This is a genomic window from Salinicola sp. RZ23, from assembly GCF_003206675.1.
GTDB classification, from domain to species: Bacteria; Pseudomonadota; Gammaproteobacteria; order Pseudomonadales; family Halomonadaceae; genus Salinicola; species Salinicola endophyticus.
Map to the genome: position 1 here is coordinate 1 of NZ_PZJK01000004.1, position 24849 is coordinate 24849.

Genomic DNA, 24849 nt, shown 5'->3' on the forward strand with positions numbered 1-24849 from the left:
AACCAAAAAAAAGCCTTTCCGGTGCCGGGTCTACACCCGGACAGGAAAGGCTTTTTTCGGCGATTTCTCGACGATTGCTTACCACCGACCATCCCAGGTGGCAGGCAGGCTAGCGACAACTCAGATGCGCTTGCGCGGGATCACGTGCCAAGAGGAGCGCCCCCCCTTGGCCGCGGCCCGGGCATCCTCCTTCCGGCGCATGCGCTGGAGCACCCGATACTGCAGCCGGTTGACGTAATCGAACCCCAGCCCCGGCAGCGGCACGAAAGGATTGGTGCGGCTCATACCCCACAATGCCAGGCGCGAGCTTCCGGGCTCGGCCTCGCCCCGCGCATGAACGCCAAAGGTATTGGCGATCAACAAGGTGTTGCCCTTGACCCGGAACGCCTGCGGCCCGCAATTACCCAGGCGCTCCGCCTCTTCGGCACTGACCCGGAACGAGCCCCGCGCGGTGTAGCTATCAGCGTGTTGGCGCGCACGCACGCTCATCGCATACTCCCACTTCAGCCGCTCCCGGTGCGGCCGGTTGGACCCAGGCACGAACACGAAAGGCCCATTCTGGTCAGTGACGTCTTCCAGGTAGAGCCAGAACTTCATGGTCGGCTGGAAGGTATCCACATGCAGGTTCTTCTGCGGGTCGCGCTTGTGCTCCTCGGGGCGATCTCCGTTGTGCACGTTCTCGATATGGCAGATCGGCAGGCGTGCGTGCCCTGCGCAGTAGCGGAACAGCCGCTTCAAGGCCGGGTCTTCCAACACCGCCTTCACCTCCGGCAACTGCGCGACCACTTCCGGCGCCAGCAAAATGCGGTGGGTATCGGTATCGCCCTGGCAGCACTCGCGGATTTCCCCCTCGTAGGTGCGCACCGCGGCCACCAGCGACTCGAATTGCGCCGGTGGTAGATAGTTCTCCTTGAGCACATAGCCCTGGCGCTGGAACGCGACCCGATCCGCCTTGGGCACGCCGGGTGCGAACATCGCCATGCGCAGGCGCGACATCCAGTAAGCCAGCCACACCCTGGCCGCGTGTAGCCCCCAGCGGTTGAGCCGCTCGCTGCCGAGCACCGGGTTGCCCTTGAACGACTTGGCGCCAGTGAACAGCTCACCGAGCCAGATCGGATACCGCAAGACCCGTTTCATGAAGGCGCCCTCCTTGGGCAGCACATTAGTTTATTCACTTCACAAAATGCCAAGAATAAAACAGGTAGTGATAGGCTTTTTCAATCACCCCTCATGTTAAGCGTCAATCTTGCCCCATAAAAATTAAACAGCTTCACCATCACCGTTGCCATATAGTATTCTTAGATTTTAACCACCAACTCACAATATTGGAACAATAAAAATAATGAACAGGCCATAATCCTGTCACCCTCTCAACATTTACGTCTGAAGTAAATGACGACTACGAGCCTTCACTTGCAGTATCAGGCTTGGAAAAAGCCCCTCGACCACAATGAAGTATCAAGCATCGAAGCTCTTTACCACACCCATAGGGTAACGTTCTTCTGCAACGACCAACGTGGTCAATTTACGCTCACGCATCAGATGTTCGCAGTCGTAGAGATTGGCATCGGCGGAGACGGCCACAGGCATGGTGCCCATGATATCATTGGCGGTCAGATCCTCGGTTTGCCCCCTCCTTTCAATGGCACGCCGCAGGTCACCATCCGTGACTACGCCGATCAGTTTCCCGGCATCATCGATAACGCAGACAATTCCCTGCTCGCCTTCGCTTATCTCATGCACCACCTCAGCGAAAGGTGACGTGCGCGCTAGAGACGGCACGTGGTGCATCACGTCCCTGGCTTTCGTCAATAGCTTGCGCCCAAGTGACCCGCCAGGATGAAAACGCGCGAAATCGATAGGCATGAACGCGCGTCGATTCATCAACGCGACAGCCAGCGCATCTCCCATGACCAAGGTGGCCGTGGTCGATGTGGTTGGCGCCAAATTGTTCGGGCAAGCCTCTCTTTCAATAGAGACATTCAGATGTACATCCGTACTGCTTGCTAGCGTGGAAGCCGGATTACCGGTAATCGCTATGGTGCATGCTTGAATATGACGCAGATAGGGCAATAGTTTGATTACTTCATCAGTTTCGCCACTGTAGGAGATCAGAATGACCAGGTCGTCGCCGCCAATCATACCCAGATCGCCGTGATACGCCTCGCCAGGATGAACAAAGAAGCTAGGGCTGCCAGTAGAAGCCAGCGTTGCAGCGATCTTGCGACCAATGATTCCCGACTTGCCCATCCCGGAAATTATCACCTTGCCGGCGCAGGCATAAATTAGCTCTACTGCATCCAGAAACCCACCGCTGAGAGAGCGCCCGATATGGCTCAGTGCACGTGACTGTTCCTCGAAAACACCTTTAGCGAGTTCAAGAGAACAAGCTGTCATCGGCTCACCATCACCGGACGAAACATGAGTGGACATTACGCAATTTTTAACCTTATTTGAAATAACTTATCTTTATTGCGACGACATATCTAGCACCTAAGCCATCAACAACAAACCTACATCACAAACATATCTAAAACAAGAAAGACTAGGAAATCCGAAGATTACAGGTGCAGCTTAAAGACTTTACAGCCGGGGCAATATCCATCGCCCCGGCCACGATCAGTCAATCAAGGAATCGACTACTGGTGAATTGGCAGCAACATCATCTTTAACCCTTTTCCCCAAAATAGACTTAAGATACTTTGGCGCCATTCCATAACCAGGCCTTACACTACGAACTGCATCCTCAGTAATAAGATCACCGGACTTCAATGCTTTAACAAAATACAGAGAGCGCCGAAACTGAACATTGCCCTGCTCGCTCGACTTGCGACCATAGTCGACTCTACCCATCGCTTTCCAAGCGGTTTTTGTATCGCGACAAAGCGCCTTTAGCTCGGTAGGTTCCAGAGAAAAGCTGTCGTCTGGCCCACCACCATTACGGTCCAATGTAACATGCTTCTCAACGATACTAGCACCTAGTGCAATACTGGTTACCGCTGTAGTGTTATCGATCGTGTGATCTGACAGCCCGGTAACCACACCAAAGCGCTCAATCATGTCAGATATAGTGCGAAGATTATAGTCCTCTGCAGGCGCCGGATAACCGCTGACACAATGCAGAATGGCCAGTTGTTTGCAACCAGCTCCTTGGGCAGCCTCTATCGCCTCCTGAATTTCCTCCGCATCAGCCATGCCGGTGGAGATAATCATCGGCTTGCCTTTGCTCGCCACATACTCGATCAGTGGAATATCGACAGCTTCGAACGAGGCGATCTTGTATGCAGGGGCTCCAAGCTCCTCTAACAAATCGACCGCAGTGGCATCGAAAGGAGAGCTAAAAATTGTGATGCCTAGCTCTCGCGCACGCTCGAACAGAGGCTTGTGCCAATCCCATGGCATATGAGCTTCTTCGTAAAGCTCATATAGCTTGCGTCCGTCCCATAAGCCACCCTTGATGATAAACTCTTCATTATCACTATCGAGAGTAATGGTGTCCGGGCGATAAGTTTGGAGCTTGACGGCGTCAGCGCCTGCTTTTTTGGCTTCGTCGAGGATACGAAATGCATTCTCTATGTTGCCATTGTGGTTGGCTGACAACTCAGCAATAATATAGGGCGAGTCATTCACACTGATGCGCCGACCTGCTATTTCAATAAAGGGAGCCTGCATTACTTAAGTTCTCCTCTGCACCTTCCATTCAGCAGCCAGTAGCCCAAAGCCAATGACATCATGGTAACGACTTCCATCGCAGTGATGCTCACGCAATATTGCTTCTTGCTTGAAGCCCAACCGCTCGTGAAATTTTATCGACCGGTGATTATATGCCAACACCTCTCCGCAGAGCTTATGTAAACCTAAAGACTCAAACACAAACTCACATGCTTGACTCCCAAGAAGGGGACCGCTGCCCTTAGCAGCCATAGGAGAAAGGTAGAACCCCCACTCGGCCCTTTTATCACTTTTAGAAACAATATCAATATTGAGCACGCCAGAAGGAATGCCATCATTCTCAAAAATCATCACATGAGAATTATCCCTAGCGCAAACGCTTTCGAACCAAGCGAGATGCTCTTCCCAAGCGATTTCCTGCTGCGTATACATGTACTGACGCACATCTGGATGATTACGCCAAGATAGGACGGAAGAAAGATCCTCACGCCGGATAGGTCGGATCTTTGTAAGCATTGATGTTCCTCAACTTGCTTGAGTCAACTCGCGAGCTATTCGAGATGCCCCGAGCCCGCCTGTCAGCTCACGAGCGCAGACACTAAGGCTAGAAAGACGCTGGATGTTTTTAATTTCGGAAATTGCCTCGATCATATTATCTTTCAGTGCCTCCCGATCAAGGGTCATGGACGCTCCCCGAAGTTCGAGATTGGCAGCGATATCGCGCTGATTTTCGGCCAGCACCAGCATCAGGGTCGGCAGGCCCAGACAGCAGCGCTCCCAAGATGTGCTGCCCGCCGCGCCGATCGCCAGATCGGCCTCAGCCATGCGTCGCGCCATGTCGCTGACATTGGTGACGACCTCGGTGGGCTGTTCGAGGGTTTCCGCCACACGCTTCACCGCCTCGATCCATGGCGCGGTGGCCCCCATCACTACCGTGATCCGGCACGTTCCCGGCAGCTCGGTATCGTGCAAAACCCCCAGTACCTCAGCAGTGACATTGTCTTTATCTACCCCACCCAAGCTAATCAGCAACTGAGACAGCCCTGGCTGGCTATCGCGTCTTTCAAGACTCGGCCGACGCCACTCGGCGAACTCCGGGCGCAGCAGCGCGTAATCCGGGCCAATCATCAGCCGGCAGTCTGCCGGCACTAGGTCGGCGTAATCCTCTGCCAGCCTGCCCAAGTTCTGATCCAGCAGTAGATCGGCGATATGCTTACGGTCCGCGAGATCATCGATGACCAGCAGCCGCGTGCACGACGAACGCACTGCCGACTCCCAGCGCGCATCCAGGGCATAGTGATCCAACACCAGCCAATCGGCGTCGAGTGGCGCGAGCAGGTCCGCGCTCTCGCGGGCATCCTGCGACCAGCCGACGCCCAACCAGGCCGCATGGGCGGTCTCGTATGCATCCAGGCCCGAGGGCGATGTCCCTGCAGCCACGGGCGCCGCCAGGCGCAGCACCTCGAACCCCTCTGCTTCGATACGCCCGATCAAATGCCCGGGAAGCTCGCGACACAAGAAGTAGCATCGCGCCGCGTGATGCTCGCGCAGCGCCGTCGCCAGCGTCAGGCAACGCATGACGTGGCCGGTACCGATCTCCACAGAGGCATCGACGCGAAAAGCCACGCATGACATCAGACACTTTCTCCCGATGCCGCCTTCCAAGCCTTGAACAACCATTCGGCTCGCTGCCAATCTTCCGGCGTATCGATATCCTGCACCCGATGACGCGGTAGCTTGACCGGCACAGCGCGCTCCGAGAACAGCGACCTACCTGCCAGCCAGGCGGCCGGGCACCCCCAGTAGAACTGGCCGGCATCGTGCCACGCCTCTTCCAGATCCTGGGAACGGGTGTTGAAGTGTTCCGGCTCGAACATCGCCACCCGCCCCTTGGGCGTCATGCGCAGCGCCCGCTGGATCGGGAAAGCGTAGCTAGTCACCGAAAAGGCATAGTCGACGTCCTCTCCCTCGAGGCGATCGAGCCCCGCGATCAGATCATCGGCAGCAACGAAGGGCGCCGTGGCATAAAGGCAGCAAACCGCCTCAAGAGAGACTCCCGCCTGTTGAATCTCCGTAATGGCATGGGCGATGACCGGTACCGTACCGGTATGATCATCCGATAGCGCCGCCGGGCGCATGAAGGGTGTCTGCGCGCCCCATTCCCTGGCCACTGCGGCGATCTCGTCATCGTCCGTCGAGACGATAATGCGATCGAAACAGCGGCTCGCCAGCGCCGCCTGGATGGACCAGGCGATCATCGGTTTACCGCAGAAAGGTTTGATATTCTTGCGCGGAATCCGCTTGCTACCACCCCGCGCGGGGATCACTGCCAGCCGCATCACACCAGCACCTCGGATAGCACGCGAATCACCTCGTCCTGCTGAGACTCACTCAGGCTTGGGAACAGAGGCAGACTAATCGCCTCGGCGTAATAGCGCTCCGCCTGCGGAAAATCTCCGTCACCAAACCCAAATGCGCGGTAATAGGGCTGGGTATGCACCGGGATATAGTGCAGATTGACACCGACACCTCGCGAACGTAGTGCCTCGAACACCTCACGGTGAGAGGCCGAAATCCGCTCCAGCTCGAGCCGAATCACATATAGATGACGCCCGGAGTAGCTATCCGGATGCTGCCAGGGTGTCACCACCGGCAACTCGGCCAGCGCAGCGTCGTAGCGCGCCGCCAGACGGTGCCGCTCAGCCACGTAGTGATCCAGCCGCTCGAGCTGAGAGACACCCAGCGCGGCCTGCAGCTCGGTCATGCGGTAGTTGAAGCCCAGCGCGACCTGCTGGTAGTACCAGGGCCCATCGGCTTCATGCGTCATAGTAGCCGGATCACGCGTAATCCCGTGGCTGCGCAGCAGCGCCATTTTCTCGGCGAGACTGTCATCGTTGGTCAGCGCCATGCCGCCTTCGGCGGTGGTGATGATCTTGACCGGATGAAAGCTGAACACGGTGATATCGCTGTAGCGACCACTGCCGATGAACTCTCCCTGATACTTGCCGCCGACCGCGTGCGAAGCGTCTTCGATGATACGGAAGCCGAAGCGCTTACCCAGCGCATGGATCGCCTGCATCTCGCAGGGCTGACCGCACAGATGCACGGCAACCACCACCTTTGGCAAGCACCCCTGACGCTCCGCCTCTAGCAGCTTGTCCTCAAGCGCCTTGGGACACAAGTTGTAGGTCTTGGGATCGATATCGACGAAATCGACACGTGCACCGCAGTAACGGCCACAATTGGCCGAAGCGACGAAGGTCACTGGGCTGGTCCAGAGCCAATCGCCCTCCCCCAGGCCCAGCGCCAGACAGGCGATATGCAGCGCCGACGTAGCACTGTTGACCGCCAATGCATGTCGAGCGCCTACGTGCTCAGCCAGATTTTTTTCGAACAGGGGCACCTGTGGCCCCTGCGTCAAAAAGTCCGACTGCAGCACGGAAAGCACAGAATCGATATCTGTTTGATCGATTTCCTGCCGACCGTAAGGAATCATTAGATGGCTCCAATCTTTTCCCAGTTACGGTCAATCCACGCCTGCAACTGCGCATCAGTCATCCACTCGGCGTTATTGTCGCTGGAGTAGTTAAAGTCATCCTTGACCTTGACACCATTCTTGATGCGGTTGACATCTTTGTCCCAATTGTTGATGGCAGGCAGAATCTTATAATGCTCAGGATACTCGTAGGTGTAGATAGCATCTTCTTCGCCGATCATCTGCTCGTGCAGTTTCTCGCCCGGCCGAATACCAACCACTTCTTGCTTGGCATCAGGCGCGACGACACGCGCTAGATCGGTCACCTTCATCGACGGGATCTTCTTGACGTAGATCTCACCACCCTCCATATCCTCAAAAGCGTGCCAGACCAGCTCGACGCCCTCTTCCAATGAGATCATGAAGCGAGTCATACGCGGGTCAGTGATCGGCAAAATGCCTTTATCTTTGACAGACATAAAGAATGGGATAACCGAACCGCGGGAGCCCATGACGTTACCGTAGCGTACCACGGAGAAACTAGTATCGTGCCCACCGGCATAAGAGTTGCCTGCGACAAACAACTTGTCCGAGGTCAGCTTGGTTGCGCCGTAGAGGTTTACCGGGCTGCTTGCCTTATCCGTAGAAAGCGCAACCACCTTCTTGACGCCCTTGTCGATGCAGGCATCGATGAGGTTCATGGCGCCCATGACATTAGTTTTGACACACTCAAAGGGATTGTATTCAGCCGTGGGCACGATCTTGGTAGCGGCCGCATGGACAACATAGTCCACACCATCAAGCGCCCGATAGATCCGCTCGCGGTCCCTGACATCACCGATAAAGAAGCGCACCCGATCATCGTCTTTGAAAAGCTTTGCCATCTCCCACTGCTTCATCTCGTCGCGAGAATAGATAATAACCTTGTGGGGATTATATTTTTCGAGCACCATGGGAACAAATTTATGGCCAAACGAGCCCGTACCACCTGTCACAAGGATTGTTGAACCTTCAAACATTTCAAAAATCTCCATTTTTCACAATTCAAACTTCTCAACAATTTGAGAAGCAATCTTCTTCATGCCAACATCACCCCGAAGAAGGAATTCTTTAACCTTATCTCTCCTCCACTTCGGAACTCCAATTTTATCGTTGGTAAGCTGGCGAATAGAGAACTGATTCAGTGTAGTTATCTCATCTGTGCCGAGATAGCATATCAAGAATGCAGCCTGCTTTTGAATTTCTTCCGTTGGTCTACGGTAACCCTCGGAAAGAACAAGCTGTTCATAATCATCTCTTGACTCGGGGTATTGTAGAGAAACAGGATAATCATGTTTACCAAAATAGGATGCCATAACTACAGGCACTCCTTGCGTCGTCAATTCTAGAGCGGTGGAGCCATTGTATAATAGAGCAAGGTCAAGATAAGGGCCCAAAGCGTGACTGTTCATATCTTTATGCCCCATAAGAACAACATTCTCGGGTATTTCACACTTTATCAAGTCAAAAAAACTTTCAACGAGATCTAGAGCTATTTCTGGGCGAAGCTCATGAGGATGGGGCTTGATAAGAAGAAGCACATCACTCTTGTTGGCAACCGTCTCGACAGTATGAGTTATCCAATCTGACATGTCAGAGTGTGCAGCTCCGCCATCGTATGGGACATTAAGATCGACGGGCACTTTGCCAAAGGCACACACCACTTTTACACCGTTATTTTTTGCCGTGGATATCCTTTCAAGCAAAGCAGATTCTGCTTCAAGGCTTTTCTGACCGACCCTGTTCACATTTATAATTGAATTAGCTTTTTCGACAAAATCTCCATTTTTTTTGTTTTTTTCGTACCAAGTTTTGAACTTATCGTGCCTAGCCATAAATGGAGCACGAACATCCGGATAAAGTGTCATGTCCGTCACGCACATGGTATTAGCCGTCTTGCTACCCAAATTAGAAAAATACGCTTCGTAAGCAACATTGCAGTTAACAAAAGTCAACAACCTGTCATTTTTAAATCGAGCATAATCACGAAAAACACTAAAAGGAGTAACATGGCTATTCCCCGAAACAAAAACTGTAGGGATACCTTTTTTAGTCACCGATCTATATATTTCGTCACATACACTCAAACAGGTGTCAGAGCGCAAAAGATTTATTTCAAAATCCTTCCAAACGCCGTCATTGTTGATATCAACAAAGAACCGTCTTGCTGACGTCGACAAACGCTCATAAAAACCCTGATAGAAATTAATGCCTTTTGACTCAACTCTTCTTGCAGGCCAATCCACAAGCCATTCATTTTTTCTCTCGGAGAAAACCAAATCCAGAGGTATTACCCCAAAGAACCGGTCTATGAAATCTATACCAGTAGGCTGTTCTTCAGTCATCCCTGAGCATAAATTAACTACCGCATAGCCCTCTTTCTTCAGCTCAACTAAAGATGGAACCATCATTGCAAGAGTGTTAAAGCAAGTTTGAGACGCGAGAAACACAACACCCTTTGGCAAGCGAGGCTGTGGCACAGAATTCAATATCTCACTAGACTCAATGCAAAAATCAATCTTATCTATCTCTCCCTGTATACTAGTTTTTTTTGCGACCGTCGCGGGCTTAGACAGGATTTCTTTATAAACACGTTTAGATTTAGAAAACATACCAGCATTTCTTAACTGCCTGGCGTAGATAGCAAGAACTTTAACATGAGACCTTACATCCTCCTCAAGTTCTGAATAAAAAGAAAAGAAGCCTGCATCATCTTGAACTGATCGGTAGTAATTTAACCCTGCCATGCTAGAGGCTACATTATTGATTTTTAGCAAATGCGGCAATATTTCACTAGCGATCGTATAATTTCGCCTACGTATAAAGTAATTAAAAAGAGAAAATGCATCTCCTATCCGGACCTTCTCGCTTACGATCCTATCCCAACCAATAACCTCAGATATTTTCTTTGCGTAAGTAGTGGCCCTTGTTTCGTCACCCAGCAGCACAGCTTTAAGAGCCGCATTTACAAAGACATCTTTTTCATCATTGAATTTCTTATCCAGCCCCTCATGATAGCGATCTGTCACTTCAACTAAAAGAGAGTGCCTGGACACATAATCGCGTTCTGACCTAGAGGGTCTCGCCGTAAGACTCGAACCTAAACTTGTATAAACTGAAAACTCGCTCTCTATTTTTTTGACAAATTGGTCCCGAATATAACTATCAATATCTTGATGCGCGCGGAAAGAAACCTCATTTGTCACACCATCTGACAACCTACTAATCTCAAGATAAACCTTTTTCGCAAGTTCATATTGCAGATTTGCAGAAAGTATCTTGAAGTATAGCTTATAGATTCGTTCAAGCCTATCAGAGCTACAAAAAACAAACTTCTCTATAGAACCAATAAAATCAGGGACCCCATCAACCACGCGACCATTGGTATGATAAAGGCTCAAAGAGATGTAGTAGAAAAGGTTTTCTAACATCTCTGCATCTCTAAAAAGAGTCGAGCTATGATCACTTAACGCATGTAGACACAATTCTATATACTTAGTAAGCACTTCAAAATTAGAGCTATTAATCAGCACGACTGACAAATATGGGAAATAGCGAACAGCTCGTTCATACTCAGCGCAAGTTCTGTCTGGAACAAGCTTAGTAAAAAAGAATTCCGGATCAGCTCCTCCAAAACTCTCACTTTCTACCAAATATTCAAGAAGCTCAAAACCCGACGAAAGCGATTCCTTATGAGGTCTGACGGCCTGAAACAAGGCATTTTTTTTAAAGTCGAGAAGCATCTCGTGTTTAAGACTTTCAAGTATCAGCTCCTCAGCAAGCTCTTCGTAACTAATTCGCTGCGAGGTCACCATCGAGATATAACGAGGATAAATCAGATAAGCAATTGCAAAAATTTCTGCCACAGTTCGTTTAGCAGTACGTTTGGGAACTTTTACCTTATCGTCAGTTACGCCCCAGTTTGAATAAAACGGCGCCCCCAGTGTAGTAACTTCGAGGCCATGCACTAGCGCTTCAAAACCAGACAAAGAAGATATTGTATAAACTCTATCAACCACATCAAAAAGAGCATACAAGCTAATTGTAGGGGGAACAATTGCGCAAATATTTTCCAGCGACTCAAGCTTTCTTGTTTTTGTCGAATCTCTAGTCCCTGTCCAATAGTCGGGATGCGGGCGGAAATAAATATTTGCCTCAGGGAAGTCCTTTTTCGCCTGCAAGACTAACGAATAATTATCTAAAACTTTAGAACCGCTATTTAAAACTGAAGCATCATCTTCGACTTGGCCGATCACCAATATGGAGTATCTTCCAAGTTTTTGGACCGTGGTAGTTTTGTCGTAAGGCTTAGGGTTGTAATATTTAGTAAGCCTTGCCGCTCGCATAAGCTCCATGCATTTTTCAGCGCGTTTGATTAACGCGGTCTCGCCAGCGAAATCAAAATCATTAAGCAAGGTTTCTAGATCACTACCTCCTTTCGATTTAAAGTGAATACCTTCCCAATCGAGGCAAAGCGAGCCGGGCCTTGTGTGCAGCAACCCCACTCCAATGGATCTCAAAAAGCCATCTTCCATCGTAGCAACGTTGGATCGAGTTTTGGAAGATGGGGCTAATCTTCTAGCATTAGCATAACGCTTGTATGATTCGGGCAGCTTATTACCCCACCCTATAAAAACGACCTGCTCGTCATCCGAAAGATGATTAAGGAACTTATACTTAAGCTTATAAAAAGGAGTTTTTCCTCTCACAAAGGCTGTACGATAGTCACTAAGATACTGACTAACAACCTCTCTCTTCCAAGGATTAAAGCCATACATTATTGCTACCGGCTTCTTGTTGGAAAAAAGCCAGTTATCACCCACCAGTTCCACACCACCTTTTAAAAACCTTTTCCCAGAGCGTTGGGAAATAATGTTGCGAGCGGAGCTGTAAATTTGTCTAAGACTTTTCATTTTCATCTGCAACCAAGACCATAGAAATGCCAAAACATCAATCGCGATGATCTTTGACTATCACGATTAGCATGTTGATTATAAAAGCGACAAATAAAGCAATCAATCCAAAAAGCACGCTATTGTAAAGCCGCTTGGGCATTTCTGGATATTCTGGCAACGTCGGGCTTTGCAGTATCGAAAGCTGCTTTAGCTTTCTCGCAGCTTCAATACGAGTACTTTCTAGTGCAGCGAGCGCACCGGAGTAGCTTTCTTGAGCAAATTTAGCTTCCAACTGAAGGCTTTGATATTCGGATGAAATAGCGTTAAGTGCAGTACCAGAATTTGCGGCCAGACGAGACTGTTCATTAGAAATTTGTTTTGCAATCGCTTGGATTTCACTGTTAACCCGAACGACCTGAGGTGCATTTTTACTCTGGTAACTCATCAAGGCATTTTTTTCGGCTTCTAACTTAGCTCTTTTTGCTTGAAGACTGGCAACAACCGAGCTGAGGCTTTCCACAGTACCGGTGGGTGAAACTAATCCATTATCATTTTGATAATCCAGTAGTGACTGCTGGGCTTCTTTATAATTAGCACGGAGTTGATCGACCTGCTTTTCTAGAAACTTCACCTGCTCTTGTGCAAGCTGCCTACCAAGAGCGTTCATGTGCTTTTCACCTTCGGAAAGTAGCGTCTCATTTACAGCATGAGCTGTTTTAGGATCAAAACCCTCAACATCAACTCTTAGAACTCCAGCATAATCATCAACTTCAACCGACACTCTTTTCAAAAAATAGTCGTGCATCACCTCTAATGGTGCATTAGCCGATGAAAGTCGGCTGAAAAAATCTATTCTGCCATCGGAATACTTACTGGAAAAATCGAGCTCTTTATTCAACAGCTTCAACATATCGGTCGAACGCATGTAATCTCTAAGGATAAGCATGTCCGCGTTACCACTAGCGCCTGAAAGCAACGCACCGAAATTCAGTTGTGGTTGACTTAACTGAGGAGATTCTAATACCACATTCGCATGCGAAACATAGCGGTCGCTCGCCACCGCAAACCAGTAAAAAGAATTCAAAACTACAACTAACGCGCACACCGCCCAATGGGGGTACTTAAGGAAAAATATTTTAAATCTCATTTAGGGGCTCGCTTAGCTCTCATCATCAGCGTGATACTGTTTGATTGCATCACCGATCTCGTCATACCAGGTTGCTTTCCCATTTGCTAGATAAATGCCAGCTTCACACATTTCCTTTAATACGCCTTCGCCATGGGAAACCATGATTAAACTCCCTCCTGACACCCGGTCTTTAAATGCTCGCTGTGCTTTTTTCTTAAAAGCTCTGTCCCCCACCGAAGTCGCTTCATCCGATAGGTAAACATCAAATTTAAACGCAAGAGACAACCCAAAAGACAATCTCGATTTCATGCCAGAAGAATACGTACTTACTGGTTGATCAAAAGCCTTTCCAATTTGTGCAAACTCTTGAATCTCACCAATGATCTCTGTTAAATTTTCTTTTATCCCGTGTACTCTGGCTACGAATTTCACATTTTGCCGCCCTGTCATGGCTCCTTTGAAGCCACCAGCCAGACCAATTGGCCAGGACACTTTAGTAGTCCGTATGATTTTCCCCTTATCAGGCCTATCCATTCCCCCTATCAGCCTCAATAAAGTAGACTTACCGGCACCATTTCTCCCAATAAGGCCAACATTCACACCATCTGGTATGTCTATATCAATGTCTTTAAGGACCCAATTCGCGACGCCATTGATGGTATATTTTTTTGAAACCCCTCTGATTGAGATCATTTCAATTGGCCTAAATCGCTTTCAACTTGTACTCGAAACGCTTATGCATTAACAGCCCCAGACTTAAAGAGGCCAATGCCCAAACCCATAGATAACTCAGATCCACCCCTGAAGCAGTATGATATCCGCTAAAAAAGGAAAGCCTCATACTCTCAATACCATGGACTATGGGGTTCAGCAGGACATACTTCTGTATCCCATGCGGTATATATGATATTGGAATAATGACGCAAGAGGATATCAAAAGCGGCAGACTTATTATTTTAACCACCCTGCCAATTTCTGAAACAAGCGTGGCGGCAGCTGATAAAAAAACCCCCAAACCAATACCAAGACACCATAGTGAAAACCAATCAAACAATGCTCCTAAGCCAAAATCGGGAAGGAGATTCAACCCCAGCAGCTCACCTATAAGAATAAAAACCAAGAACACAAATGTTCTCAAAGAGCCTTCCACGTAGCATCTAACAAGCACTGGATCTATTGGCAATATTTGTCGATAAGTAAACAAGCCTTTGCTAGAGTCTATCGCGCTCATAGGGCGCGTCATGTTCTCGCGAAACAAGTAAAACCCCATAAGTCCCACTACCATCCAAGGTATAAAATCCGCACCGGCAACATGTCTCCCCGATAAGAAATATGTTCGCACCAGCACCATAACGCCAATCGTTGCAATCGGTTCAAAAATCATCCAAAACCATGCCATTCGATCAGACATGGTCCTTGAGATCATTTCCCGCAAAAACATAGCAGACCATACATCCCATGTAACTTTTACCGGATGCCTGGCACCGTCAGAGTACTTCAACGAAGGCATGGGCATTACCTTGTATTAAACAGCGAGACGTTGCCGCCTCGCCGCTGAGTCAGAGTTAAAGATCCAGCGCGACCTTGGTCGCCACGGCCACTTGATAGAGGATCTGGGTAATACTGCTGGCCAGCTCGATATTGCTGGTCGGGGCGGCGGGCAGCACCATGATCTCGTCACCGGCACGGATCTTGGTATCGCCGGCGTGAACCACGGCACCGTTCTTGTGCACCACCAGTACCTGATCGTCATCCGCGCGCGGGGTAAAGCCCCCCGCTTGCTGGATGTAATCACTGGCGCTCATGCCAGGGGTGAAGACCATCGCCTGCGGAATGGTGACTTCGCCGCTCAGCAGCACGGAATCGGAGATTTCGGGGATAGTGATCACATCACCATCCTGGAGGCGCACATCGGCGATGTTATCGCCGCGGGCCACGACCAAGCGCCCGGTGGGCTGGGTCTGGCGCGCCTTCTGCACGAACTTCTGGATCAGCTCGGCCTGGCGCACCTGAATCTCGCCCTCTTTCGCGGTGCGCGAGGGGTAGCCCAGATAGGTCTGCTCGAGCCGGTCGAGGCTTTCGTTGAGAGACTCTTTCTGCTGCTCCTTGACGCTCTCGCGGCGGATCGAGATGTCCTTGTAGCTGGTCATGCTCTTGGGCACGCTGATCGCGTTGAGGAACTCACCCAGGTGAGCGTCACGCGGCAGTACATAGCGCGAGGGGCCGTAGTAGCTGCCTTCTACCTGCACGACGATGCTTTCGGCGCGCTGATCGGCGCTGTAAAGCACCTCATCCCCCTTCTCGACGTTGGCTTCGCGGAATTCGCTCAGCGTCAGATAGCGCGCGATGGGGCCGCTGGGGCGGCTGCCGCGCAGCAGCACATGAGAGACGCCGGCGCGCAGGCGCGCGAGGTTGGTCACATCGCCACCGGTGAGCTGCTCACCCGCCAGCTCGTAGCGGAACGGCTTCTCAACGTCACCGACCACGGCGACCGCAGGGCCGCGCTGCTCTACCACCACGGTGTCGCCATCACGGAACTGAGTGCGCGGCATGTTGCCGTTGATCAGGAAGTCGTAGAGATCGACCGTTTCGATCGCGCGGCCATTACGCTTGACCACGATCTGGCGATAGCTGCCCAGCGCCTGCTCGATGCCGCCGGCCTGATCGAGGAAGTAGAGGATGGAGTCGCTGGGAGTGCCGGAGTAGCGGCCGGGATTCTTGACGTAGCCGGTCACGAACACGCCCACCGGCTGCACGCCCTGCAGGTTGGTATAGACCTGCACGTTTTCCGGGTAGACGGACTTGATTGCCGAGGTGACCCGCTTGTTGAGCTCGCTGTTGGAGGTGCCCTGAACGTTGAGCGGGCCGATACCCGGCAGGAAGACATTCCCCTGGGAGTCGACCGTCAACACCTGCTGCATCTCTACCCCGCCCCAGACGCGCAGATTGATCTGGTCGCCCGGCTTGATGGTGTAGGCAGGGTTGAGCCCGTCGGCCATCACACCGCGGAAGCCACCGCTGAAGAGATTGGCGCCGAAGGGCGGCAGCATATTGGGGTCGATCTGTGCCTGGTTGGGGTCGATCGGCCCGTACTGATCACTGTTCCAATTGGCACGCGGGGTGTCATCCACCGCCTGCTGGCCGTTGGCTCCTTGCTGGCCGTTGGCCCCCTGGGGCTGCATGGTCATAGACTGGGCCTGCTGGCCCTGCGGCAGGATATCACTACCCGATTCGAAGGATTGCGCGCTCGCCAGGTTGGCGTTCAGGCACGCTACCGCCACCAGGCACCCGGCCCGGAAAAACGATGCTGCACGTTTCATGCAAGACTTCCTGTGGTGTTCGTGCGGCTTCCGCGCCGCCTACATCGTCGTCGACGATACTCGGCTCGCTGGGCGCGGTCGCAGCGGATTTTTGTTACTGATTGCTGGTTGCGGGCAGCACTTGTGTCACCAGGCGCTGCGAGAACCAGCCATTGTCCTTGACCAGACAGGCGACTTCGGCCTGATGCAGCGCCACCCCACTCTCGCGAGCAACATCCAGATGCGCGCAGAGCCTACCGCTGGCGGCGAAGTAGCGCTCCTGGACGATGACCGAAACGTTCGAGCCCCATGGGCTCTTGGGGAAGGCGGCAATGCTGCCGGGCGTAGCGTTATCGAGAAAGGTGGAGATCTCGGGGCCGAGGGCGGCACCACCACGCATGTTCTGCACGTTGTGAATGCCCTGCTGGCTCTGTGTGGCGCATCCGGCGATGGCGACAGAGAGCACCCCCAGCTGGAAGAATTTCCCGAGCCGGCCAGCGCGGCGGGACACCCCATGGAAAGCGTTTGACATGTTTTGTGATCAACCCGATTGACTAAGACGCCGAGCCTCACCGCGCGGGCATATGCCCGATACGCGCGATGGCATCGGCCGGAGGGAATGGATTAGGCCCAGAGCATCAGGGCAGTCCAAAAAAATAACCGATGGCAAAATCCCTGCCCTCGAACACATTGATACATTTAGTAGGCCGAATCCGTGGCCCTTGAGCCACACGATTGTATTGGGCCGGGCCCGATTTGCCTACCGCGAAGGCAAATTCCTCGTATCTGTCATGGCAAGCCCTCCTTCGTGAGCAGCGCTCGCTCCCGCAGCTGGCCTGCGCGGGCGCCTGGTCAAGCCAGCGCCGGCGGCCGATCCCTCACGGGCAGTGCTAGCTCCTGAAGGCGGGCCAACCAAACCCAGATGATGGTGACCAGGCCGGGGATGCCTTCTATCCATCAATGCTGATATTTACGCCGTCGTTAGAAGTGCCAGATCAGCGGTATCAGTGTGACGCTGACCACACCGACAATCAGGCTGAGCGGCACGCCTAGCTTGAGATAGTCATGCATGCGATAGCCGCCGGGGCCCATCACCATCAGGTTGGTCTGGTAGCCCAGCGCGGTCATGAAACTGGCCGACGCGGCAATGGTGACGGCGATGACGAACGGCATGAAATCGACCCCGAGTTGGTCGGAGACCGCCATGGCGATGGGGAACATCAACACCGCGGCGGCGTTGTTGGTGATCATCTCGGTGAACAGCACCGTCATCACATAGACGAAGAGCAGCGCCAGCCATGGGGTGTGGATCTGCCCTACCACCTGCTCGGCGATGGCCTGAGCGGCGCCGGACTCACTCATCGCGGTACCCAGGGAGAACGAAGCGGCAATCACGATCAGCACGGAGAGATCGATATAGCGGCGCGCCTTGCCCATGGTCAGGCAGCCGCTCACCAGCATGGCGCCCGCAGCGAGAAAGGCCGCTTCGAGAATCGAGGTCAGGTTGGTGGCACTGAGCAACACCATGACCCCAAGGATGCCCAGCGAGAGCGGCGCCTTCTGAAAATTGGGCGGTGTGGAGTCGTTGAGCTGGCTGACCAGCAGGAAGTCCTTGCGGTAGCGGTACTGCTCGACGAACTGCTGCCCGGTCTCCAGCAGCAGAGTGTCGCCGACCTGGAACTCGACATCGCCGAGCTTGCCCTCCAGCCGCCGCCCATGACGGGAGATGGAGAGAATCACCGCTTGGAAGCGCGAGCGGAAACGCGATTCACGCACGCTCTGGCCGATCGCGGTGAAGTCAGGGCTGATCACCGCCTCGACCAGGCAGCGCCGATGGTGGGCGATCTCCAGCTTCTGCACGTTGCCGTTGGTCGGCACCAGGCCACGTACCTCGCGCAGCTCCCGGGCGCACTCGGGCGCGCCAACGAAGATCAGGGTGTCATCCGCCTGCAGTCTGGTCTCCGGCGGTACCGCGGCCAACAGCTCACCGCCACGCTGGATATCGGTGAGATAGCCGAACTGCAGATTGCGCAGCCCCGCCTCGGCGATACTCCGGCCCACCAGTGGCCCGCCCGGCTTCACGTCGACCTCGACGCTGTACTCGCGGATCTGGTCGAGCTGCGAGCTGGTGCCGTCACGCTGGGGCAGCAGCCAGCCGGCGAACAGCAGTATGAAGCCCCCGCCCACGATCAGGATCGGCAGACCTACCCAGGTGAGTTCGAACATGCCCAGCGAGATGCCTTGGCGGCTTTGCAGCAGGCCATCGACCACCAGGTTGGTGCTGGTGCCGATCAGGGTGCAGGTCCCGCCGAGAATGGAGATATAGCTGAGTGGCAGCAGCAGCTTGGAAGGTGGAAGGCGCAGGCGACCGGACCAGTCCTGGATCGCGGGAATGAACATCGCTACCACGGTGGTGTTGTTCATGAAGGCGCTCAGCACCGATGCCGGTAGCATCACCCGCCACTGGGCCCGGCGCAGCGTGCTCGGCTGGCCGAGCAGCATGCTGGCGATCCACTTGATCGCCCCGGTCTCCTTGAGCGCCGCCGCTACCACGTAGAGCGCGGCAATGGTCATCACCCCGGTATTGGCGAAGCCCGCCAGCGCCTGCTGCGGCGTGAGCACATCGGTGAAGATCAGAAACGCCATGGCGCCGACCAGAATGGCGTCCGGTGCGATACGCGTGAAGACCAGTGTGCCCAGGACCGCCACCACGGCCGCGATGCTCAACCAGGCATCGATACCCATGCCAATTCCCCATCTTTACCGTTATCGATGCTGAAACTCACGGCGTGATCCGAGCGTCGTCTCGCCGAATTAACATCATTGAGTTATGACGTTATGCCGAATTCAATGAATCGATTTTCTGTTTCAATCGAACCGCGATTCTAGGCATACGATTGTGATAACGCTACGTAAAGTGCTCAACCGTGAGTGAATAAAGCGTCAGGATTTGTCTTGTGACTGTCCGTGAAGCGCGACAGGTTCCGCTGTTCACCATTGCCCCCTTTTGCCGCTGGTGCGCGCGAGTCCGGGTTTCATGGCTTGGTTCCAGGACGTGGCTCCAAGGCTTAGCTCCAAGACGGGGTTCTATGGCTTGATCCCATACGTCGCCGGAGAGGCGCTGCCCCGTGAGCGCTATCTCGCTCACGCTTAGGGGGGGCCGCCTCGCTGTGCCGGGTGATCATGCCGGATCAACAAAGACTGGCCGGAGCGTCGCTCCGGCCAGAATACTCATTTACCTCCTGTCAACGCTGCTTGCTCTCAGTGATGGCGTTCAATCAATGCCGGGCTCGAGTGTCAGGATCTGCATCGCGAACGACTCGGGCGTGACAGGATTGCCGGCCAGGTCCGTGAAATGCAGATAGACGCCCGTGCACTGCCGGCGCGTTCCCGAGTTGTTGACGTAGCCGTCCACGTAGCTCCAGCCGTCGAAGCGCACGCCGCGGTCCTCTACCGACACCTGGATGAGAGGGTTGTCGATCACGTACGGGAACACGAGCTTGACGACGCCTTGCTGGGAGACGTCATGCGATTGCAGTGCCCCGAGACCGCGGGAGAGCCCATCCTGACGCCACAGGAAATGCTGCGGGATGCCGGTAATGGCGCGTTTGGTCTCGCCACCGACCACCACGTCGGAGAGCCCCGTCAGGCCGGCAGTGCGCTGGCCGCGCACGTTCTGCGCCAGGGTGAAGCGCTCTTCCAGGTTATCGCCCTTGTCGAACACCAGGGCGCCACTGAAGCCGTTTTCCGCGTCGTCCTCGAGACGCAGCGGCCCACCGCCAGAGCGCAGCGTCATGCCCGGGCGTCCGGTGCTATTGTAATTGGCATCGATGACAAACGGCCCCAGGCCAGCATGGGATGCGCATTCACGGAAAATGCCGGTATCGGTGATACGCACAGCCCGGCCGGTACTATCGCGCACCACGACATCGCCGTCGTTGAGAGACACACCGCCCATCTTGCCAGCGTGATTGTCCGTGGCGAACACATCTTCCCAGCCGTAGGACATGCTGTTGCTCGAGGCAAAGCAGCGCATCATCTGCTGGTTTTTCAGCGTGCGGACACAAGGGTAGCCAGCGCCTTCTGCTTGAGAGGCATTGCCGAATGGGGATTCCGTGCCATCCGGGCGGCGCTTCTCCCACCAGTTGCCCACGAAAGTGCCGTTGTAGATGAGCGCGGCCACGATCGCATCGCCACTCATGTACTCGAAAATATTGTCGATGAAAGACGGCCCCTTGAGGTCGCGATCATATACGACGCCATTACCGCAGTTGTTGAATTCGTTGCGGACGAAGCGGGTAGTCGTCGAGACGTCGTTGTTGACGTCGCGGCAGCGCAGCCCAGTGCCGGTCATGATGAAACGGCAGTCCACCACCGAAAAATGCACGGTGATTTTTTCGATATCGATGGCCGTGCCAATCTGGTCAAAACGCACATTGTGGAACAGGCCGTTATAACCCCGGGCGGCGAAGGCGGTGATGCCACGTTTCTCGCCACCGCCGTAGATGTGCAGATCAGAGATCACAGCGCCCTGATTGGTGAACATCGGGCCGTCGATGTTGCCTGCAGGTCGCAGACGAGAGGCGCCACCATCGCGGTTGCGCGCCAGCCCCCGCATGCTTTTGCCCTTCAGATCAACGGTCTGGGCGATGACATAATCGCCATCGGGGACGAAGACTGTGCCACTGTCAGCAGCGTCGGCCATCGCCTGAAACGCAGCAGCGCTGTTCTGCTTGCCAGAAGGATCGGCACCATAGTCGATAACGGTTTTCAGGTCAGACATTTCATTCTCCTTGGGTTGTACCGCGAGACAATGCTGGCACGGAGTCTGATGTCGTCACCATGAGATGGCGTCGTGATATCGCCCTATACAACGGGCATGGAAAATCCATGAAAAAACACGACCACACGCCCGAATGGGATAACCCAAGACGAACTTTAAACGGCACGTTGATTGGCGGGGACACCACAGGCACTGAGGGCATTACGCTATAGACTTACGAGAATGCCATAGGGATTTACGAGATCACCACAGGGATCTAAGAGCACGTTAAGCGGGCAATCAATCAGTGATTTTCTCGCCCTGAACGGGCAAGTTCACACCTACAGGGGGCCACTTCTGACTCTGGACGGCGAAGACTGGGACGCTGGCGTTGGGCGGGAGAGCTGCTGGAAGCGCTGGGCAAGGTAGGAGGCGTCCGCACTGCCGATGAAGTCGGCCTGGCGCAGGGCCAGGGAAAGATATGTGAAGAGGCTCCAGCCCAGGCGTAGCTGCCGCGAGCCGCCGATCCAGGCTTCGGCCTGGCGCGGCGGTACCCCGAGCAGCAGCCTGGCCAGATCGGCACCGAGAGGCAGCAGGCCGGCGTTGTCCCAGTCGATCAACAGCGGCCGCCCACTGCCCGCTTCGACGATGACATTCTCCCGGTGCAGATCACCATGGGAGAAGACTCGCGGCAGCCCGCCGGCGCTCCACAGCATGGCCAGGATCAGCCGCAGATCGCCACCACGCCGCCCCACCAGCAGTTGGCGCCAGCTGCGCGCGATCAGGCGGTCGGCGTGGGTGCGTTCCCGCAGCTGCGACACCAGCGCCGGGGTCGGCTTCAGGTCGTTGAGGCGCTTGGCCCACTCGATGATCGTGCGCATGGCCCGCGTATCGGTCAGCCCGTGCTTATCCAAGGTGATGCCGGCGACATAGTCGGCGCAGAGCATGACGCCCCCCGCGGCATCGACCCGCAGCGAGATCGCTGGGCAGGCGATCCGGTGAGGTGCCAGCAGCTCCCGGTAGAGACGCGCCTGGCGCCGGGCACGTGCCGCAGGCATGCCCATGGGAACCACCGTGCGCCCGTCAGGCGTCTGCAAGGCCATGGCGGCCAGCGTGCCTGTCTGGCCGAAAAGCGGGCGGAAGGCTTCGATCTTGAACCGGGCGCGCAGCGGCTCCAGCAGCTGGCGATAAGCATCCAGTCCGCCGTAGGGCGTCAGCGGCATGAAGCCCGAGTCGTTGGCGCGGCCACGCAGCGGCTCATCGCCGATCACCGCCACGCCGTTCTGCAGCATGTGGCCGCCGAGGCCGAAGCGCACGCGCACCAGATCGCCCGGTTTCAGCGCCAGCGGCGCGCGAAAGCCAACATGGGGGTCGCGCGCGGCTCCGGCACGCACCACATCCGGCCTCGGGTCCTGGCAGAAGGCGCTGAAACGGTCGATATCGTTGACCGAGACCACCACCACGCGGGACGCCCAGCGCCCTCTTCCCGGCAGCGGCTGGGTTCCCCTGCCGACACACCAGCCGGCCACGCCGCTGGCATCGATATGGTCCACGAAACCGAACATGTTGTCCCCGCCGATCCGCTGTCATTTCGGGGCAATCTAGCGCGCGGCGCGTCCGCAATCAGGAACCATTTTCGAGATCCATTACCGCGGGGGAGGCCCTCCGTCATGTCGGGTATTAAGAAGTTGAAGCGTTCGTCTTCGCAAATGCGTGCGTCTTCACAAAACAGGTGGCCCGGGCAGTAGGTCACGAATGGCAGGTCTACGGATGACAGGTCACTAATAGCAGGTCTACGGGCGCGGGGATCACGGCGGTCATCGAGGCGGGAGGTAGACGATAAAAAACCAGCCCCGGGATCGCCGGGGCCAGGGTAAAACGCGGATCACGCGGTGTCGCGGCGGGCAGCCAGTCTCAGCCGAACTGGTTCATGGTGTTGAGCGTACCGCCAGCCTTGAGCGCAGAGGCGCCGGAGAAGTACTCCTTGTGATCGTCGCCGATATTGGAGCCGGCCATGTCCTGATGCTTGACCGACGCCATGCCACGGCGAATCTCCTGGCGCTGCACCCCGGCCACGTAGGCGAGCATACCCGCCTCGCCGAAATAACCCTGGGCCAGTTCATCGGTAGAGAGCGCTGCTGTGTGGTAGGTCGGCAGTGTGATCAGGTGATGGAACACACCGGCCTGCCGGGAGGCATCGCGCTGGAAGTTCTGCACCCAGCGGTCCGCTTCTGCCGCCAGCTCGGAGTCGTCGTACTCGGCGCTCATCAGCTGGGCACGGTCGTAGGCGGAGAGATCCCGGCCTTCGCTCTCCCAGCGGTCGAAGACCTGCTGACGGAAATTGAGCGTCCAGTTGAACGACGGCGAGTTGTTGTAGACCAGCTTGGCGTCCGGCACCACCGCGCGGATCCGGTCGACCATGCCGGCGATCTGGCCGATATGCGGCTTCTCGGTCTCGATCCACAAAAGGTCCGCCCCGTTCTGCAGCGCATTGATGCAGTCCAGCACGACCCGCTCTTCGCCGGTGTCCGAGCGGAAGCGGTAAAGGCCATTGGCCAGCCGCAGCGGCTTGCGCAGGTCGCCGTCGAGCTTGATCACGCTATCGCCCTCGTCGAGATCGTCGGCGCTGCAGATCGGCACGGTGTAGAGGAAGCTGTTGTACTGGTGGGCCAGATCGCCCGGCTCCTTGCTCACCGGCAGTTTCTGGGTCAGACCAGCGCCCAGGGAGTCGGTACGTGCGACGATCACCCCATCATCGACCCCCAGCTCCAGGAAGGCGTGGCGCACGGCGTTGATCTTGGCGACGAAGTCCTCGTGCGGCACGGTGACTTTACCGTCCTGATGGCCGCACTGCTTGGCGTCGGAGACCTGATTCTCGAGCTGGATGCAGCAGGCACCGGCTTCGATCATCTTCTTGGCCAGCAGGTAGGTGGCCTCCTCGTTGCCGAAGCCGGCATCGATATCGGCAATGATCGGCACGACATGGGTTTCGAAGTTGTCGATTTTCTCGAGGACACCCCGCGCTGCAACTTCGTTGCCCTGCTTGCGCGCCTGATCCAGTTCGCGGAAAAGGTGCGTCAGTTCCCGCGCATCGGCCTGACGCAGGAAGGTGTAAAGCTCCTCGATCAGCGCCGGCACAGAGGTCTTTTCATGCATAGACTGATCCGGCAAGGGGCCGAATTCCGAGCGCAGGGCGGCGATCATCCACCCGGAGAGGTAGAGGTAGCGCCCGCGGGTGGTGCCGTGGTGCTTCTTGATCGAGATCATCTTCTGCTGACCGATGAAACCGTGCCAGCAGCCCAGGGACTGGGTGTAGCGGGACGGGTCGCGGTCGTACTCCTGCATGTCCCGGCGCATGATCGAGGCGGTGTAGCGGGCGATATCCAGCCCGGTGCGGAAGCGGTTCTGCGCCCGCATACGCGCCACCGATTCGGGATTGATATTGTCCCAGCGTCCTTCCTGCTCTCGGCACAATCGATTCAATGCATCGAGGTCACTCTGGTAGATAGACATGCTGTACTCCTTGAGGCGTCGGCTTCGTGACTATCGCTGCCGAAATTTTGACGACGAAAAACGCG

18 protein-coding genes are annotated in these 24849 nt (G+C 54.8%); all 18 read right to left on the reverse strand.

Annotation, left to right across the window (positions count from 1 at the left end; genetic code table 11):
* Positions 1-120: 120 nt before the first annotated feature.
* The 18 genes from DOM67_RS02840 to DOM67_RS02925 all read right to left on the reverse strand — a co-directional run bounded on the left by DOM67_RS02840 (position 121) and on the right by DOM67_RS02925 (position 24784).
* A complete protein-coding gene (locus DOM67_RS02840) occupies positions 121-1137 on the reverse strand; it encodes a phytanoyl-CoA dioxygenase family protein (protein WP_110674164.1) in 1017 nt (338 codons plus the stop codon).
* Between the two features lie 321 nt (positions 1138-1458).
* A complete protein-coding gene (locus DOM67_RS02845) occupies positions 1459-2433 on the reverse strand; it encodes a KpsF/GutQ family sugar-phosphate isomerase (protein WP_232825113.1) in 975 nt (324 codons plus the stop codon).
* Positions 2434-2619: 186 nt separating this feature from the next.
* Positions 2620-3672, reverse strand: a complete 1053-nt coding sequence (gene pseI / locus DOM67_RS02850; RefSeq protein WP_110674166.1) for a pseudaminic acid synthase — start codon at positions 3670-3672, stop codon at positions 2620-2622.
* A gap of 3 nt (positions 3673-3675) precedes the next feature.
* Positions 3676-4188, reverse strand: a complete 513-nt coding sequence (gene pseH, locus DOM67_RS02855) for a UDP-4-amino-4,6-dideoxy-N-acetyl-beta-L-altrosamine N-acetyltransferase (RefSeq protein ID WP_110674167.1) — start codon at positions 4186-4188, stop codon at positions 3676-3678.
* Positions 4189-4197: 9 nt separating this feature from the next.
* Positions 4198-5307, reverse strand: coding sequence for a UDP-2,4-diacetamido-2,4,6-trideoxy-beta-L-altropyranose hydrolase (gene pseG / locus DOM67_RS02860; protein ID WP_110674168.1), 1110 nt, complete (start codon positions 5305-5307; stop codon positions 4198-4200).
* Positions 5307-6011: a pseudaminic acid cytidylyltransferase gene (pseF, locus tag DOM67_RS02865; RefSeq protein WP_110674169.1), complete on the reverse strand. Its 705-nt coding sequence runs from the start codon at positions 6009-6011 to the stop codon at positions 5307-5309. The genes pseG and pseF overlap by 1 nt, the downstream gene beginning before the upstream one ends.
* Positions 6011-7168 carry a UDP-4-amino-4,6-dideoxy-N-acetyl-beta-L-altrosamine transaminase gene (gene pseC, locus DOM67_RS02870; protein ID WP_110674170.1) on the reverse strand — a complete coding sequence of 386 codons (1158 nt, stop codon included), beginning with the start codon at positions 7166-7168 and terminating at the stop codon, positions 6011-6013. The genes pseF and pseC overlap by 1 nt, the downstream gene beginning before the upstream one ends.
* Positions 7168-8166, reverse strand: coding sequence for a UDP-N-acetylglucosamine 4,6-dehydratase (inverting) (gene pseB, locus DOM67_RS02875; RefSeq protein ID WP_110674171.1), 999 nt, complete (start codon positions 8164-8166; stop codon positions 7168-7170). The genes pseC and pseB overlap by 1 nt, the downstream gene beginning before the upstream one ends.
* 18 nt (positions 8167-8184) lie before the next feature.
* Entirely contained in the window at positions 8185-12105 is a 3921-nt protein-coding gene (locus DOM67_RS02880; protein ID WP_110674342.1) for a hypothetical protein, read from the reverse strand.
* A gap of 31 nt (positions 12106-12136) precedes the next feature.
* Positions 12137-13228: a chain-length determining protein gene (locus DOM67_RS02885; RefSeq protein WP_110674172.1), complete on the reverse strand. Its 1092-nt coding sequence runs from the start codon at positions 13226-13228 to the stop codon at positions 12137-12139.
* Between the two features lie 12 nt (positions 13229-13240).
* Positions 13241-13903, reverse strand: a complete 663-nt coding sequence (locus tag DOM67_RS02890; protein WP_110674173.1) for an ABC transporter ATP-binding protein — start codon at positions 13901-13903, stop codon at positions 13241-13243.
* 10 nt (positions 13904-13913) lie between these two features.
* Complete coding sequence (locus DOM67_RS02895) at positions 13914-14720, reverse strand: ABC transporter permease (RefSeq protein WP_110674174.1); 807 nt, start codon at positions 14718-14720, stop codon at positions 13914-13916.
* 55 nt (positions 14721-14775) lie between these two features.
* Complete coding sequence (locus DOM67_RS02900; RefSeq protein WP_110674175.1) at positions 14776-16530, reverse strand: polysaccharide biosynthesis/export family protein; 1755 nt, start codon at positions 16528-16530, stop codon at positions 14776-14778.
* A 94-nt stretch (positions 16531-16624) separates the two neighbouring features.
* Positions 16625-17041 carry a DVU3141 family protein gene (locus DOM67_RS02905; protein WP_110674176.1) on the reverse strand — a complete coding sequence of 139 codons (417 nt, stop codon included), beginning with the start codon at positions 17039-17041 and terminating at the stop codon, positions 16625-16627.
* 449 nt (positions 17042-17490) lie between these two features.
* Positions 17491-19254, reverse strand: coding sequence for an SLC13 family permease (locus DOM67_RS02910; protein ID WP_110674177.1), 1764 nt, complete (start codon positions 19252-19254; stop codon positions 17491-17493).
* Positions 19255-19783: 529 nt separating this feature from the next.
* Entirely contained in the window at positions 19784-21292 is a 1509-nt protein-coding gene (locus DOM67_RS02915; RefSeq protein ID WP_110674178.1) for a hypothetical protein, read from the reverse strand.
* Between the two features lie 320 nt (positions 21293-21612).
* A complete protein-coding gene (locus DOM67_RS02920; protein WP_110674179.1) occupies positions 21613-22836 on the reverse strand; it encodes an aminoglycoside phosphotransferase family protein in 1224 nt (407 codons plus the stop codon).
* Between the two features lie 349 nt (positions 22837-23185).
* Positions 23186-24784 (reverse strand): isocitrate lyase, encoded by a 1599-nt coding sequence (locus DOM67_RS02925; protein WP_110674180.1) that lies wholly within the window; start codon positions 24782-24784, stop codon positions 23186-23188.
* Positions 24785-24849 lie beyond the last annotated feature (65 nt).